Below are 14,243 nucleotides of genomic sequence, written 5' to 3'. Positions count from 1 at the left end.
TTAGTTGTGGACGATGTGCTGTTAGAGCGGGTCGGAACGGCGAAGAAATGTTGGTTGAAGATTTCCTGAAAAGACTGCGTAGTGTTTTTCATGAAACGCTACCGTCTACTGATTGTTCTCATCCTCGCCGCGGGTGTGATTGGTTTCGGTATATGGCGTAGCTCGAAGACGGCTGCCGGCGGTGCGGAGCTAATTGGCTTCCAGGATTTCGATGCACCACTGGAAATGCCGAAGGGAGGTGCTCCGGATATGCGGTTCCATTTTTTATCCGCATGGGAGGCGTATCAGGTGCCCACGGTGACCAGCATGGATACGCCGATGGGATCGGAAAATGGGGCGTTGGTCTATAATGCGCAGAAGTTTTTCGAGATGAACGAGAAACGTGGCGGCCACCATACCGGCGATGATTTGAATGGGATCGGCGGGATGAATTCTGATCTGGGCGATCCTGTTTTTGCCGCGGGTGATGGTTTGGTGGTATATGCCGGGGAGCCTTCACCCGGCTGGGGAAATGTGGTGGTGCTGGCTCACCGGAGGCCGGATGGCGAGCAGATCCACTCCATGTATGCGCATCTTTTACAGATCAATACCCGGCTGGGTGAGCTGGTGGCGCGTGGAGAAAAAATCGGATCGGTGGGGACTGCGAACGGATATTATCCTGCGCATCTCCATTTCGAGATACGGAAAAGCGATGGGGTGGATATTGGCTCCGGATATACTTCGATGCCGCTGAACCGCCTTAATCCGCAGCAGGTGATCGATGCACTCCATGATTCGGGAGCGGATGGAATTTCTCCCTCGTATCTGAAATACGCCTCGGTGGAGGCAGAGCTGCCGTGGACGACTATCGAAATGAAAAATGCGGAAAAGATGCCTCAGCTGGAAAAGTGAGGCTCAAAGTTCTGAGACGATCTCTATTTCCGGAAGGGTGGATCTGAGTCTGGAAATCTCTTCGTCAGGGATGGTTGTTTCCCAGAGGTAGAGGGTTTTCAGATCGGGCAGTTCGGACAATTTTTCGACTCCTGCGGCGGTGATTTCAGTTCCGGATAGGTTCAGTGTTTCCAAACCGCGGAGCTCTAACAGGGCATCCACCCATGAGTCGTCCACGTCTGTTTCCGCGAGGCGGAGGGTGCGGAGGTCCTTTGCTTCCTGCAGAAGGGAGAGTGATTCCGGAGTGATGGCGGTGGCTGAGAGATCGACAGATATCAGGTGAGGGATGACATGTGAGAGCTTTCCGAATTTCTCGTCAGTGAGGGTATTTCTCATGGAAACTCCACTGAAGGAGAGTTTCGAGGGATCCTTCTCATCGGGGGTGATGGCGGCCGGGAATTCAGATTCGAAGGATGAGATCAGTTTATCCAGATCTTCGGCAGGTGTGGTTTTCTCAACCGGCGGTGCGAAGTCGAGCTTTTCGATGGCTGTGTGGATCTCCTCCGGGAGCTCGAGCTCCCCGACGCGGATTGTTGGGCTGGCGCCTTGATCGATCCACCATTTAACGATTGCGAGTTCGTGGTCTTCGATATCGGTTTTTCCTTCCGGAGGCATGTGCTCTTCATCGTCCGCCGGGAGTTCGGCACGGAAGATGATGTTGCTGTCCAGAGCATCTCCGGGCTCGATTGCGGAGCCTTCCTTGCCGCCTTCGATCAGCATCTCGTAGGTGTCCATGCGGAGCTTACCTTTGGCTTTGCTTTCCTTATGGCACTCGATGCAGCGCATTTCGAAGATTGGAAGGATCAGATCGGTGAAGACGACCTTTTCCTCGAGGGGGATGGCTGGTTTTTCTTCCTCCACCTCTTTTGGCGGAAGGCCGAGAAGTTTGCGGAGCGGATCCGGTGCGTATTGGGTGAGGTAGTCCTTACCGTGGGTGATGGAGGCGCCATCGTGGCTGGCGTAGCTCATGACTCCCACACTGGCGAGAAGCAGGACGCGGTAGAGAAGCTGCGAGGAGCCGGGTGTCATGCACCACGATTTTACGATCAAGGTGAGAACCGCGAAGCAGCCGAAAATGATGCCGCCCCAGAGGTGGTCTTCCACAAGCTCGCTGCCCTCGAAGCCGCCGCCATGGTAGAGGAGAAAGCCAAGCACAACCGCTGAAATGGCGCTGAGTGCTCCCAGAAAGACGGGAAAAAGGCCGAGTGGGACTTTTTTCCGGGTGATGAAGGCGATAAATTCCTGAGCTAGTATCAGGATAAAGATGCCGATGGGTAGATGGAGTGCAACCGGGTGGAAGTGACCGAGGAAACGAACGAGATCCGGCCGGTTTTCACCATCGGGCTCCCCAGTGATGAAGGGGGCTGCGATCAAAGCCCCGATGGCGAGAATGCCGCAGATAGTGAGAAAGAAGGCGAGAAGCCTGCCTTTTGGTTTCGTTTCCAGATCAGCTTCGGTGGTCATACGTCAATGGTGACATCCTTGTCTTCGGGGGATTTTTTGGATGCGGATTTCTTGTCGGATTTTGAGAAAAATGGGATCCAGGAACGGAGGTCGTAGCCGAGGTATGATACGCATTTCAGGAAAAACGCGAGGGCCACACCTTCATCGATAAAGGGGATGGGATCCGGGATGGGGCCTGCGGTGAGCAGATACAGAGCGGAGAGTATGGCTCCGATCCATGCGAGTTTTCGTTTCATGGGTGTAGTTTGATACGCTTTTGGAATAAGGCAACTTTCCGAGTTTTCTTGATTCCTGCGGTTCTAACGCCATTTTCGCGCCACTTATGGATCTTTTACTACTGAAAACATTACATTTGGCGGGTGCGTTCGCCCTGTTTGCGTCCCTTGGTGCGACTATGATGGCTGGCTCCGGGAAAAAATCGGCTTCGATTCTCCATGGGGTCTCGATGCTGGTGATCCTGCTGATCGGCTTTGCAATGCTGAAGAAGCCGCCAATGGATCAATACTGGTGGATGGTGAAGGTAGTTATGTGGCTCTTCATCGGGCTGGCACCTGCGCTTGCCAAGAAGAAGGTTTTGCCATCCATGCTGGTGCTCACGCTTTCATTGGTCGCGGCTACGGTTGCCGCTTATATGGGGCTCTACAAGCCGTTCTAGGAATGCTTTGCAAGGATTCGCGCCTGATCGAAATCGTAAGGCGTGAACTCCAGTAGCAACGTTTCTCCAGGCTCGAAAACGGTCTCGGCGACAGTCAGGGGCTTGGAAAGGTGGCCGAGCACAGCTTTGCCATTCATGAGTTCTACGCTGTAGAGGATCTCTCCTTTGCGCTCCAGGACAGTGCCGGTGGTGGTAATGGCGTTTTCTGACATTTCACGAAGCTCAGCCTAGATCGCGCCATCGCACAAGTCCGGCCAGTGGCATTTCGCCATCCGGGTGCCAGAAAATTCCGGGTTCCTGGGCGTGGCCGGGTTGGCAAATCCTGGGCGGGGCTATTTTTTCGAGTTCCCCGGCCATGGAGATGGGCTCGAGGACGGCGGTGGAGAGGTATTCTACTTCCGGGCCGAGGGTATCATGGGAAATGACTTCAGGGATGGGGGCCACGTGGACAAATCCGCTGAGAGGGCCGGGTCTGAGGAGGGTATTTTCCTGATCGAGAACGATGGTCCAATCGACTGAATTTTTACTCTCGAAAAGCTGGAGATTCGCTCCGTTTGCGGCGCGGAAGCGGATGAGCTCGCGTTCATTGCGCACCGCCCCGGCTTCGGAGAGGGTTGGGTGGTTTTTTTCGGGAAACGAATTGAGCCCGACGGAAAGTTTTTCGCAGAAATCGGTTAGGTCACCTGCCGCGTAGATCATCTGAATGGAGAGGCAGCCGCGCTGGCCGTATCTCATGATATCCTGGGCAAGGTTTTGGTAGGTGTCTTCGGTTGGCTGGAAAATGAAGGCTGCGCTCAGTTTCGGACCATGTTCAATGAGGCGGGTGCCGGTGGAGAGCCAGTTGCGGAAAAAATCGATGGTGTCTGCGGCCCCGTAAACGATGGCGATCTCCGGTGATTTCCAGGCTTCCGGGAGTTCCCGGCGGAGTTCGATAAGCGGGATATGAGTGGCCCATCGCTCGAACTCGGGGAGGCCGGCGGAGGGGATCTTTACCCAACTTTGGCAGCCGATGAGAAAGGCGCGGAAGGTGGTTTGGAAAGCTGCGTGGGGGGTGTTTCCGCTGACCACGTGGAGGACGGGCCCGCGCGGTGTGGCTCGCGAGCCATCGACCCAATGTTCCAGGCGGCGCGAGTTTCCGAGCTCTGAATCGAGCCATTTTAACAGAGAGGCTTCATCATACGGTCCGACCCATCTTTCAAGGGTGGGGAGGTGTGAGAGGAGTAAGTTGATTCTTTCCCTGAGGTTCATGAGTGTGAGTTGGTGGGGAATTAGCTCATGCGTGAGCAGCCGCGGGCGATGGCGGCTGGATCGCGGCCGATGAGTTGGAATTCCCGCTCTCCGGTGGCGATGGCCAGGTCCTGGGTGCGAATGGCGGAAACGGTGTCGATATTGGCTAGGTCGATGATTTCCAGGTAGCCGATTGCACCGAGGGGAGCAGGGTTTCCTGTTTCCAGATCCACGATTCTGATGGCGGTCCAGGGAGGGCCTTTGTGCGTTTCCTGGTTCCCCCACTTGTAGAACTGGGAGGATAGCTCGGTCATGCTGTATTCGTTGAGAATGCGGGAAAGTGGTAGGCCGAAGTGGGTGGAGAGTTTTTCACGGACCTGGGCGGGTGTGAAGTTTTCCCTTAGGCCTTTGCTGCCGCCGGTTTCAAAAATCCATGAGTCGGGCGGGAGGGTGAGCGGCTCCATTACCTCGCAGGCGTTCATCAGGGTGATTGAGGTGCCGAGAATAGCTGCGGGGGTGCCTTCGGGAGAAAATTTTTCCGGGTGGAAGTTCCCGTATTCATCGATGAGCCATTGTCCTCCGAGATCGAGGAAATCGAACATCTGGACGAGCGATGAATGGGGATGGGATCCGAGCCTTTGGGAAAAAAACCAAGGTTGGCGGATTGGTGGGAGTGAGAGGTGGTGCCAGGCGCTGAAGACGGAGGCTTTGTAAAGAGTGAGGGAGCGGTGTTCGTGTTTTCCTTTTATCTCCCGGGTGGTGCCGGAGGTGAGGAAATATCCGGAGACTTCGGATTCCGGGAAACAGCGGAGGCCTACTTCGGGAAGTTTGAAGACATCGGTGGGAACGGCGGGGATTTCCAGCCAGGAGCTGGTGTTTTCCGGCGTTATTCCCAGAGCTTCGCAATAGCGGCGGTATGGGATGTTGTAGGTGAATTGGTGGGCAAAGACTTCGAGGGCGGTTTCGGCGAAATTGCCTTCACCGGAATTCATCCAGGCCAGTAGTTTTTGCTGCAGGGTCACGCGGTATTCGTAGCGCCGGTGGGGTGGCTTGAAAAGAGGGCGTTTGCATTTCCTGTAAGAAGGCCGGATGCTGCAGCATGCTTGAGTTTTCGGATGCCCCCTACCAATTCTTCGAGGCGAGACCCTCCCGCCCACTGATCTTCCTGGGGAGGGTGCTGAATAAGGCTGTGATCCTAAGATCAAAGGAACACCGGATCAGCGATATAAGGATCCATGGAGCGGAGGATGCCGTGCGGAAAGCTCAGGCGGCAGGAGATCGTCTGGTGTTCGTGATCAATCACCCGAGCCACAGTGATGCGCAGGTGCTTGGGGAGGTGCAGCGGCGCCTGGGGGTGCGGTCCTGCTTCATGGCTGCCTACGATGTGTTTCTGCGGAGTAAATTCTGTGCGTGGAGTATGCAGAAGTTGGGGAATTTCTCGATCGATAGGGAGGGCAGCGATCGTAAGGCGATGGCGGCGGCGATTCAGGTGCTGAAGGATGGGGAGCGAGGGCTGAATGTTTTTCCGGAAGGGAATGTGTATCTTTCCAATGATCGTGTGACGCCTTTTCTGGATGGTGCTGCCTTCATTGCGCTCAAGGCACAGGCGGCCTTGAAGGGGGCCTCGGTGAAAATAATTCCAGTTAGTATAAAACTTACCCATCTGGCAGTGCCGAGGGAGGAGATCACCGCGAGATTGCAGAAACTGGCGGAGGATAGCGGATATATTTTTCCCAAAGGGATGAAGGAGGAGCCGATGGATGCGGTTCTTGGCCTCGGGCATCACATCATCCGGCGGCTATTGAGCGATCACGGGTTCGCCGATGCCCTAAGGAATTATGACGAGCTTCCGCTTTTTGATCTGTTGAAAAATTTCTTGGAGGAGCTGGTTTCGAAGGAAGAAGTGGCTCTGGGATGTGTGGCTTCCGGCAAGGACAGTATGCCGGCTAGGATTGGGAGGATCCGCTCCCGGATACATCAGCTACGGATGAGTGCGGGCGGTGCGGGTGACAAGACTTTGCACGGCCTGGCTCAGCGCGCAATTCTGGCATTGCGTATTCACGGCTACCTCACTCCGTATCTCACTGAGAAGCCTTCGATAGACCGTTATGATGAAACTGTTGAACGGATTGCAGAGGATTTTTACTCGAAGGCGATGCCAAGAACAGGCCCCCGGCGGGCATTGGTTAGTATCCGTGAACCACTTGCGGTGGCTGATTATTTGAAGGAAGCGGGGGGAGATCTCCGGAGGGTGATTCCCGTGCTGACGCGGAAAATTCAACGATCCGTGCAGGATGGGGTAGATGAGTTAAATGCCCTCAACAAGGCGCCCGGAGGAGATTGGGTAGAGGTGGGCTGAATTTGGCTGGCTTCAGTTTTCCTGATTCTCGAGTAGCTGGATTGCGTGTGTTTCACCCCATTCCTTCAGGGAGCGTAGGATTGGTTCGAGAGACTTTCCCTCGGCTGTCAGTTCGTATTCCACTCGTGGCGGGACTTCCGCGTAGACGGCGTGTATGCTGTGTATTTTGTGATCTTCTTCATGGTTCCCTTATTGTGCCTACATCACCAAATAGTGCCTACTTGTGTAAAATGATGGTATGAGCTATTCCTAGCAATGGTTGGCTCGGGCGCACGAACAGCCGTAGAAACACCAATATGAAAGCTATTCAATTTATCACAGACAGCAGCGATGCCGGATCCGCGCGTGAAGTAGAACTAGAGATTCCGAGCCCGTCCGGTCACGATATTTTGGTGAAAGTAGAGGCTGTGGGCCTGAATCCAGTCGATTTCAAGGTGCGCCCGGCAGAGGGTGAAAAACCGAAGATCCTGGGATTTGACGCGGCTGGAATCGTAGTCAGCGGAGGTGACCGGGCATCGATCTTCAAGGAGGGGGATCTCGTCTATTATGCCGGCGATGTCACCCGTCCCGGATCGAATGCGGAATACCAGCTGGTGGATGAGCGGATTGTGGGCCTGCGTCCGGCTTCCCTGGATGCCGCGACGAGTGCGGCACTTCCACTGACCGCGCTGACTGCCTGGGAGTCTTTGTTTCACCGCCTGCTGATTGATTTCGATAAGCCGGCGGAGAATGCCGGGAAATCACTTTTGATCATCGGTGGCGCTGGCGGCGTGGGCTCTATCGCCATTCAGCTGGCGAAATTGGCCGGGCTTACCGTGATCGCCACGGCTTCGCGTGAGGAGAGCGCGGACTGGTGCCGGAAACTTGGCGCTGACCATATCATCAACCACCGAGGCGATATGCCGGAGCAGCTCCATGAGTTGGGATTCGACTTCGTGGACTACATCGCGAACTACAACGATATCGACGGAGCCTGGGATGCTATGGGTGTGATGATCGCGCCGCAGGGAGGGATTGTTCTCATTACGGATCACAAAATTCATCTGGAAATGGCCGGTCCGTTCAAAATGAAATCTGTCTCCATTCACTGGGAGTTCATGTTCACCCGGGCGATGTTCAAGACCGAAGATATTATCGAGCAACACAATATTCTCAACCGGATAGCGGAGCTGATCGATTGCGGGAAAATTTCTGCGACGGCAAACGATAGTCTCAGTCCGATCAATGTGGAAAATATCCTTGAGGGGCATCGCCGTATGGAATCCAAGGCTGCAATCGGGAAGCTGACGATTTCCGGCTGGGCGTAATCCACGTTTTGGCGGCGACCGGATGCGCCGATGATATTCCAACTCTTTCTCGGGATTGAGCGCCGGTGTGTGATTTGCTTTAAGGAAAACTAACAGAATCCCGAGAGGAGAAAGGGATGCTATATATCGATTTAATTAGTTCCAGATGCTGCTGTTAGGTAGTTTTTCGAGCTGGAGCTTGGTCTTCTTGAAAGGTGTGCTATCCTTCGCTCTGTTGAGCCCCATTTCCGGGCACGGGTTGTAGTCTTTGCGGTTGATTATGTTTGGTCGTTTCGATTTTGGGATCTCGTGTTTTGAAAAAGGGAAACTTCAGACAGTACTACACATGAAATTATTTATAGGAAACCTCTCATACGACACTACAGAACAGATACTCAGCGATGCACTCGCAGAAGCAGGAACGATCGTTGATTTTCATCGTCCAACCGATCGTGAAACAGGCAATCCCCGCGGATTCGCATTTGTGACGATGGACAGCCAGGAAGCTGGCGAGAAGGCAATCGACATGCTGGATGGCCAGAAATTCGATGGCCGCGAGCTGAAAGTAAACGAGGCGGAAGACCGCCGCAGCAATCATCCGGCGGATCGTCCGGCACGGGTTTCCATGAAGATCCCGAAACAGCGCCCGGTAGACGACCGTCCACTTGGAAAAGACGGAAAGCGCATCCGTTACAAAGGCATTTAAGGAGAGTTGAGGTTGCGGGGATCGGGCCGGGCGTTATACAAACGCCTCCCGTTTCCCAATGATACCTCCTTCCCTCAGTGAAAAACTCCTCGCGTGTGTCTCGAGGGACTTTTTTCGTCCCCTGACACGTCCTTCGGCGCCAATCTATGTTGATTGCGCGGATAGGCTCGCGGATATAGCCGGCGATGCTGGCAGGCTCCCTCATGCTGAGGCGGTGGCCTTGATCCGTGAGGTTCTCCAGAGCCACGCCGACGTCGTTCTGGATGAAGACGAGGGTGGCGCTGTCCGTGATTCTCGGCAGCGTGCGGGATACTTATTCAATCGCTTTTGTGAAGCCGGGTGGTTGGAAGATCAGCAGATCGGCCTGCAGGAACGTTGGGTTCTGATTTCTCCTGGCTTGAGGCCAATGCTGCGGCTTCTCAGGGAGCTGGCGGAGGATGAAATCGCGGAGCTGAAAACCTTCGCGGATACGGTGCGGGGTGTTTGCGAGACCTTGGAGCGTCCGGGCATTCTCGATGCTCGGTTGCATGATCCGGGCGTTCTCCGGGCGACTGTCACCGATGTGAATGCTCGCCTCGAGAGTGCGGTGATACAGCTGCACGGGGTTGAGAAATTGATTTCGCTATTCGATCATCGCCAGCGCTCAAGTCATTCGCCTGCAGAGACTTTGCGACTGCTTTATGCGGAATTCGGCGCGGGGCAGCACATGGTTTGTTACGATGCGCTCCGCAGAAATGGACTTCTCCCACGTCTTCAGTTTTTGCGGTCCATGGTTGCGGATCGGAGGGATGATCCGCTGATGAAGGAGCGCTTGGCCCAGGGGCTGGCGGATCATTATCACTGGGATGAGAAGGAAGCCTACTATCGCGCGGAAAAAGCCATGCGGTTGCTGGAACAGCGGCTGGCCGCCATCCGCCTTGTGGCCGATGCGATCGATTCGAGAATGGCTGCATTCAATCAGCTTTCCCAGCAGCGATACCGCTATCAGACGGAGCTCCGTGGACGGCGTCCGGAAATCGTTAAGGCGTATTGCGAAGCGATCAATAAGCGCTACTCCGGCACGAGGTTGGCCGGGCTACGTGGTGAAGATCCGGATTTTACGCCACGCGTTCCTGAGGTGAAGTTTTTCTATGGCTTCGAATCGCTGGCACGGGTGCGTAGGGTGAAAGCCCCGGCTGACCTGACCTTTGGAAGCGAGGAGTCCGGAAACAGGGAGACCTCCGAAGAAACTCTGGCCGCCTTGCGGGAACGTCAGCGTCTGGCGCTTACCCCGCAGCGTGCAGCCCGGCTGGTTGCGAGACTTTTACCGGAGTCCGCCACGTCTATTTCCTCCGAGGCCTATGCGGCGACGGATGTCGATGAGATGCTCGATTTGCTGGCGATCGTTGCTTATGACAGCGCGATCACAGCCGATGGCGAACGTGTTTCCTGGTCGGTAAAAGGCCGCGGGAAAGCGGCTGGCCTGACGCCGGAAGTTATTCCTTCAGACATGCATGCCGACTGGGAGGTCGAGCGCTTCACCATCGATAGATCGTGAAAACAATTTTCAGAAAACCAACCAACTAGATAGCAGTTCAAAGATTCGTTTCCCTATGACACAAAACCAATGGCCCAGTTTCTGGCCGGACGTTCCCGATGAGGACCGTGCGGGAATCCGTGACATACTCGCCGAGCTTCTCGGCCGTGGCACCTTGCTTGGCGATGGTGGATCCGGCCGTGATCTGTTTCTGCTGGCACGGGATCACTACCGGGAGCACATCGCGGATTATCTCGCGCCGCTGGGCTTGGAATTGGTGGTGGATGATGATTTTTCCCTGCTTCAAGCACGCCCGCAGCCGGAAACCTGCCATTTGCTGGCGCAGTTCACGAAGGATGAAACGCTACTACTTCTAGTTATGTGGCGTGCGTGGGATGACCACCGGACGAATGAAATCAGCTCCGCGGTGGTGCTGACGGTGGATGATCTGTGGACGCGTTTCCGTAATACCTTCGAGAAGATCGATCCGCCGGAGAAAACTCATTTGGATAGCTTGCTGGCGCGTTTGAAACGGCACCGTCTCATCCGCACCCGGAGGCCGGATGGAGCGGAAAATCTCGGGGAAACTCTCATCGAGATATTGCCGAGTCTGCCACGGGTGATCCCGTTCGATGATCTGGAAGCCTGCCTTGAGCGCGCTTCGCTTTACGAGCCTACAGAGTCTTCGGAAGATACCGAAGAGGCTCCCCAAAACTCTGAAAACTAGTATCTCAATTTTTTAAGAAATGTCCTCAAGAGTTCACCTCAGCCGCATCGTCGCCATCAACTGGTATGGATACCGTCGATTTATCGATATTTCAGGTCTCTCACTGATCACCGGGGCGAACGGCTCCGGGAAGAGTGTTCTACTGGATCTAATACAGTTCGTTATGCTCGGGGAGTCTCTTTCCCGGTTTAATAAGGCGGCTGCTGGCTCAGGTAGTGGTAGATCACTTCGCGGTTATTGCTTATGCGATACGAACACCCAGGGTGCCGATGGTCAGGAGCGTTATCTCCGTCCATCCGGTGTGACCTTGGCTGCGCTGGAATTTGTGTGGCCGCTGGAAGATGGCGAGGATGAGCCGCGGCGTGAGACCTGGGGCGCGCGTATCGAATTCGAGGGCCCGACTTCAAAGGCGAAAACTCTCTGGTTCATGATACCGGGCCGGATGGAAAAGGATGATTTTCTGACTGAGGATCTGGTGCCGGATGCCATCGCCTTCATGGCGGAGGATGAGTTCCGCGTGCACGTGAAGCGTGATTTGGAGGGAGAGGTGTTCGATCGTCAGGGTTCCTATCTCGAGGAAATGGCCACCCGGGGGCATCTCGGGTTCGACAGGCCGCAGATGAATAAAACTCTGCCGAATTCCATGGCGTTCCAGCCGGTGGAGTCGTTTGAGAAATTTATCCGCGAGTATCTTCTCGAGCCCGGAATGCCGGATGTGAAAGCAGTCCGCGCAAGTGTGGATGCGCACCGCCGAGCGCAGGATCGCCTGGATAAGATGAAAGATCAGCTGGAGAGGCTGAAGCGGATAGGTGAGAACCACGAGGAATACCGGAAGGCGCGCCAGGAGGCCCGCCTGCATGCCCATTTGCGCCAAGCGCTGGCCCATGAATGGAAGCTGGAGCTATTGAATGCAGAGCGCGAGACGCTGGAAAAACTCCGGATCGAGAATACGGAACAGCGTGCCGATTATGAGGCTGCGATCCAGGAGCGCAATGAGCTCGATACCCAATTGGCAAAGGTCCGTCTGGCAGCGGGGAATGACATACAGACTGCGAGATTGACGGAGGCGAGATCGGATCAGGAATCCATTTCCCGTGATCTGGATGCGCTGCGTGATATCGAGAAGGCAGCCCGTCAGTTTCTCTACGAGCGGACGCAGAACTGGAAGCAGTGGCTGCGCCTGGCGGAAGATCTGGATCTTCAGGTGCCCGGAAATGCGAATGAGTGGATGAAGCAGATGCAGGGCAGCGAGGAGAATGCGGCTCTGGATGCTGCTGCGAAAATGCCGCGTGCTTACCAGGCTTTGGTGAACGATGGTCGCGACTGCCTGCGGCCGATTGAGGAAAAAATCAAAGAGCTGGAAGTCCGTGAAAGCCGCCTGCAGAAAGATCTGGATGATCTGGATCACAAGGGTAGTGCGGCTGCGACTCCACTGCTGGATGCTCTGAAATCCCGTGGTCAGCGGGCGGAAGCTCTCGGCCGTGTGATCGAGGTGAAGGAAGAGGCGGAGCAATGGTGGCCGCTATTGGAGAATTTACTGGGGAAAAACCGTATCAGCGTTTTACCCGAAGACTACACGGCGGCATGGGATCAGGCACAGCGGCTGGGGCATACGGATGAGCCATTGGTAAATCCGGATGAGGTTGGAGCTGCGCAGGCTGCACCGAAAGAGGGGAGCGTGGCTTCGTTTTTCGAAACCAAACACAGTCTCGCGGCAAATTATTTGCAGCAGCTCTACGGTGATATGATGGCTGTGGAGAATAATTCCGAGCTGGAGAATCATGCGCGGGCGTTTTCGAAGGATGGGTGGCTGAAGGAACCTCCACACCGCATTCATATCCAGCCAGCCAGGGAATTCACCATCGGTCAGGAAGGCCTGCGCCGTTTGCGTGCGATGCGCCGCGACGAGCTGGAAGAGGTTTCCGAAGAGTTGGCGATGCTGAATCGCACGGCGGAAAATTGGCGGACATTCCTGCATCGCGGGGAAAGCTGGCAGCTGGATAAGGCGGATCCGCCGGCGGGCAGTGCGAAGCTGCGGGATCTTCCACGCCTGCGGAATGAGCTGGCGAAGCTGAACGAGACCATCCGCCTATTGGCTACTCCGGAGCGCGAGGCGATGGTGGAGGATCTGCGGGTGAAGGAGAAAACCTTGGCTGGCCTGCATGAGCGGGTCGGACGATTGGGGAATAGTATCGAGAAATTTGATCTGCAGGAGAAGCAATCCATGGAGACGCTCGATAATCTGGAGGAGGACGAGCGTGATTTCTACCTGAAGCGTCAGCAGAGCCGGGAGACTTTGGCCGGTGTGCTGGATGCTGAGATTTCCGGGATGATTTCTTCTGTGGGGAGCCAGTTTCCGAAATGGCAGCAGCGGCTGGATGCAGTATCTGCCGTGGCAAGCACGCGTGAGCACGATTCCGACAAGGCCCGCCGGGAGCGGGATATCGAGCGCCACGCATTGGCTGAAACCCATCCCGAAGCGGCGGATGCCTTTGATCCCGATGAGGATGAAAACAGCCGCTACGATGCGCGCCGCGACGAGCTGGAATCCCACGAGCTCGAGAAATACACACTGGCTGCCGAGGATGCGCGCAAGGAGTGGGAAGACCGCCTGCAGCATCAGGTTCTGGATGTCTTAAAGGAAAAACTTGATGAAGCGGAGCGCACGAAGCGCGAGCTGAACCGGGCGATGGATCATGAAATCGGCGGCTGGCGATATCAGCTTTCAATGAAGGCGGACCGCAGCCACAGTGCGATCTGGGCCCTGGTGGATAAGGGATTGAATCCAAGTATGGAACTTTTCGCGGAAGGAGCGAAGGAGGAGATCGAGAAGGCGAAGGAAGAACTCATGCTGGCGATTGAGAATGCGGATGAGCCCCGACATCAGCGGGCGCTGGATTACCGCTATTATCATCACTGGGATATTCAGGCTACTCCGACCGGTAAGGGCGAAGGCGCGGCCATTTCCCTCAACAAGAATGCGAAGAAGCAGAGTGGTGGTGAGAACCAGGCGCCGTTCTTCGTGGCGATGCTCGCCGCTTTCCAGCGCGTCTACAGTGTGGACCAGCGGGAAATGCGGAAAAATCTTGGTATTGTGATCATGGATGAGGCGTTTTCCAAACTATCGGGTGACCGGATCGATGCGTGTCTGGCGCTGGCGCGGAACTTCGGTCTTCAGCTGATCATGGCTTTCCCGGAAGATCGCCTGCCAACCATGATCCAGCATGCGAAGACCGTGGTGCAATGCCGTGTGGACCGCACCTACGATGACAACACCGGCCGGATCACAGACATCAATAACTGGGTGGTGAAAGTGGATAGCAAGAAGCTGCTGGAGGTATTTTCCTGAGCGTAACTCTCAGGCTGAGCTGTG

13 protein-coding genes and 1 pseudogene are annotated in these 14,243 nt (G+C 55.4%); 8 read left to right on the top strand and 6 right to left on the bottom strand.

The genetic code is table 11. The annotated features are described in order from the left end of the window. Nucleotides 1–90: 90 nt before the first annotated feature. Complete coding sequence (locus tag AAGA79_RS14340) at nt 91–891, top strand: murein hydrolase activator EnvC family protein (RefSeq protein WP_411826500.1); 801 nt, start codon at nt 91–93, stop codon at nt 889–891. 3 nt (nt 892–894) lie between these two features. On the opposite strand, the gene AAGA79_RS14335 is transcribed toward AAGA79_RS14340, so the two are convergent. Beyond that, nucleotides 895–2,394: a c-type cytochrome domain-containing protein gene (locus AAGA79_RS14335; protein WP_411826499.1), complete on the bottom strand. Its 1,500-nt coding sequence runs from the start codon at nt 2,392–2,394 to the stop codon at nt 895–897. Then, nucleotides 2,391–2,630, bottom strand: a complete 240-nt coding sequence (locus tag AAGA79_RS14330) for a hypothetical protein (RefSeq protein ID WP_411826498.1) — start codon at nt 2,628–2,630, stop codon at nt 2,391–2,393. The genes AAGA79_RS14335 and AAGA79_RS14330 overlap by 4 nt, the downstream gene beginning before the upstream one ends. Nucleotides 2,631–2,716: 86 nt before the next feature. Here AAGA79_RS14330 and AAGA79_RS14325 point away from each other — a divergent pair, with 86 nt between their 5' ends. Further along, nucleotides 2,717–3,049, top strand: a complete 333-nt coding sequence (locus tag AAGA79_RS14325) for a hypothetical protein (protein ID WP_411826497.1) — start codon at nt 2,717–2,719, stop codon at nt 3,047–3,049. On the opposite strand, the gene AAGA79_RS14320 is transcribed toward AAGA79_RS14325, so the two are convergent. From AAGA79_RS14320 to AAGA79_RS14310, 3 genes are read right to left on the bottom strand one after another with little or no spacing between them, the layout of a single operon-like run. Then, entirely contained in the window at nt 3,046–3,261 is a 216-nt protein-coding gene (locus tag AAGA79_RS14320) for a hypothetical protein (protein WP_411826496.1), read from the bottom strand. The two genes, AAGA79_RS14325 and AAGA79_RS14320, sit on opposite strands and share 4 nt — an antisense overlap. Before the next feature lie 10 nt (nt 3,262–3,271). Next, nucleotides 3,272–4,297 carry an acyl-CoA reductase gene (locus tag AAGA79_RS14315; RefSeq protein ID WP_411826495.1) on the bottom strand — a complete coding sequence of 342 codons (1,026 nt, stop codon included), beginning with the start codon at nt 4,295–4,297 and terminating at the stop codon, nt 3,272–3,274. A gap of 20 nt (nt 4,298–4,317) precedes the next feature. Then, complete coding sequence (locus tag AAGA79_RS14310) at nt 4,318–5,268, bottom strand: hypothetical protein (RefSeq protein WP_411826494.1); 951 nt, start codon at nt 5,266–5,268, stop codon at nt 4,318–4,320. Nucleotides 5,269–5,375: 107 nt separating this feature from the next. Between AAGA79_RS14310 and AAGA79_RS14305 the strand changes: the two genes are divergently transcribed. Then, nucleotides 5,376–6,635, top strand: a complete 1,260-nt coding sequence (locus AAGA79_RS14305) for a lysophospholipid acyltransferase family protein (protein WP_411826493.1) — start codon at nt 5,376–5,378, stop codon at nt 6,633–6,635. 12 nt (nt 6,636–6,647) lie between these two features. Here AAGA79_RS14305 and AAGA79_RS14300 read toward each other — a convergent pair. Beyond that, nucleotides 6,648–6,782, bottom strand: a pseudogene (locus AAGA79_RS14300) (winged helix-turn-helix transcriptional regulator); the annotation flags it as partial. 149 nt (nt 6,783–6,931) lie between these two features. Between AAGA79_RS14300 and AAGA79_RS14295 the strand changes: the two are divergent. The 5 genes from AAGA79_RS14295 to AAGA79_RS14275 all read left to right on the top strand — a co-directional run bounded on the left by AAGA79_RS14295 (nt 6,932) and on the right by AAGA79_RS14275 (nt 14,219). Beyond that, complete coding sequence (locus AAGA79_RS14295) at nt 6,932–7,942, top strand: zinc-binding alcohol dehydrogenase family protein (protein ID WP_411826492.1); 1,011 nt, start codon at nt 6,932–6,934, stop codon at nt 7,940–7,942. 325 nt (nt 7,943–8,267) lie between these two features. After that, nucleotides 8,268–8,627 carry an RNA recognition motif domain-containing protein gene (locus AAGA79_RS14290; RefSeq protein WP_411826491.1) on the top strand — a complete coding sequence of 120 codons (360 nt, stop codon included), beginning with the start codon at nt 8,268–8,270 and terminating at the stop codon, nt 8,625–8,627. A 58-nt stretch (nt 8,628–8,685) separates the two neighbouring features. Beyond that, nucleotides 8,686–10,164, top strand: coding sequence for a Wadjet anti-phage system protein JetA family protein (locus tag AAGA79_RS14285; protein ID WP_411826490.1), 1,479 nt, complete (start codon nt 8,686–8,688; stop codon nt 10,162–10,164). 55 nt (nt 10,165–10,219) lie between these two features. Further along, nucleotides 10,220–10,870 carry a DUF4194 domain-containing protein gene (locus tag AAGA79_RS14280; protein ID WP_411826489.1) on the top strand — a complete coding sequence of 217 codons (651 nt, stop codon included), beginning with the start codon at nt 10,220–10,222 and terminating at the stop codon, nt 10,868–10,870. Nucleotides 10,871–10,889: 19 nt separating this feature from the next. Then, complete coding sequence (locus AAGA79_RS14275) at nt 10,890–14,219, top strand: SbcC/MukB-like Walker B domain-containing protein (protein WP_411826488.1); 3,330 nt, start codon at nt 10,890–10,892, stop codon at nt 14,217–14,219. Nucleotides 14,220–14,243: the final 24 nt, after the last annotated feature.

This window comes from Luteolibacter sp. AS25 (genome assembly GCF_046736275.1).
Lineage (GTDB): Bacteria > Verrucomicrobiota > Verrucomicrobiia > Verrucomicrobiales > Akkermansiaceae > Luteolibacter.
Note: the sequence above shows the minus strand (reverse complement) of the source record. Positions and strands in the feature narration are given on the sequence as shown.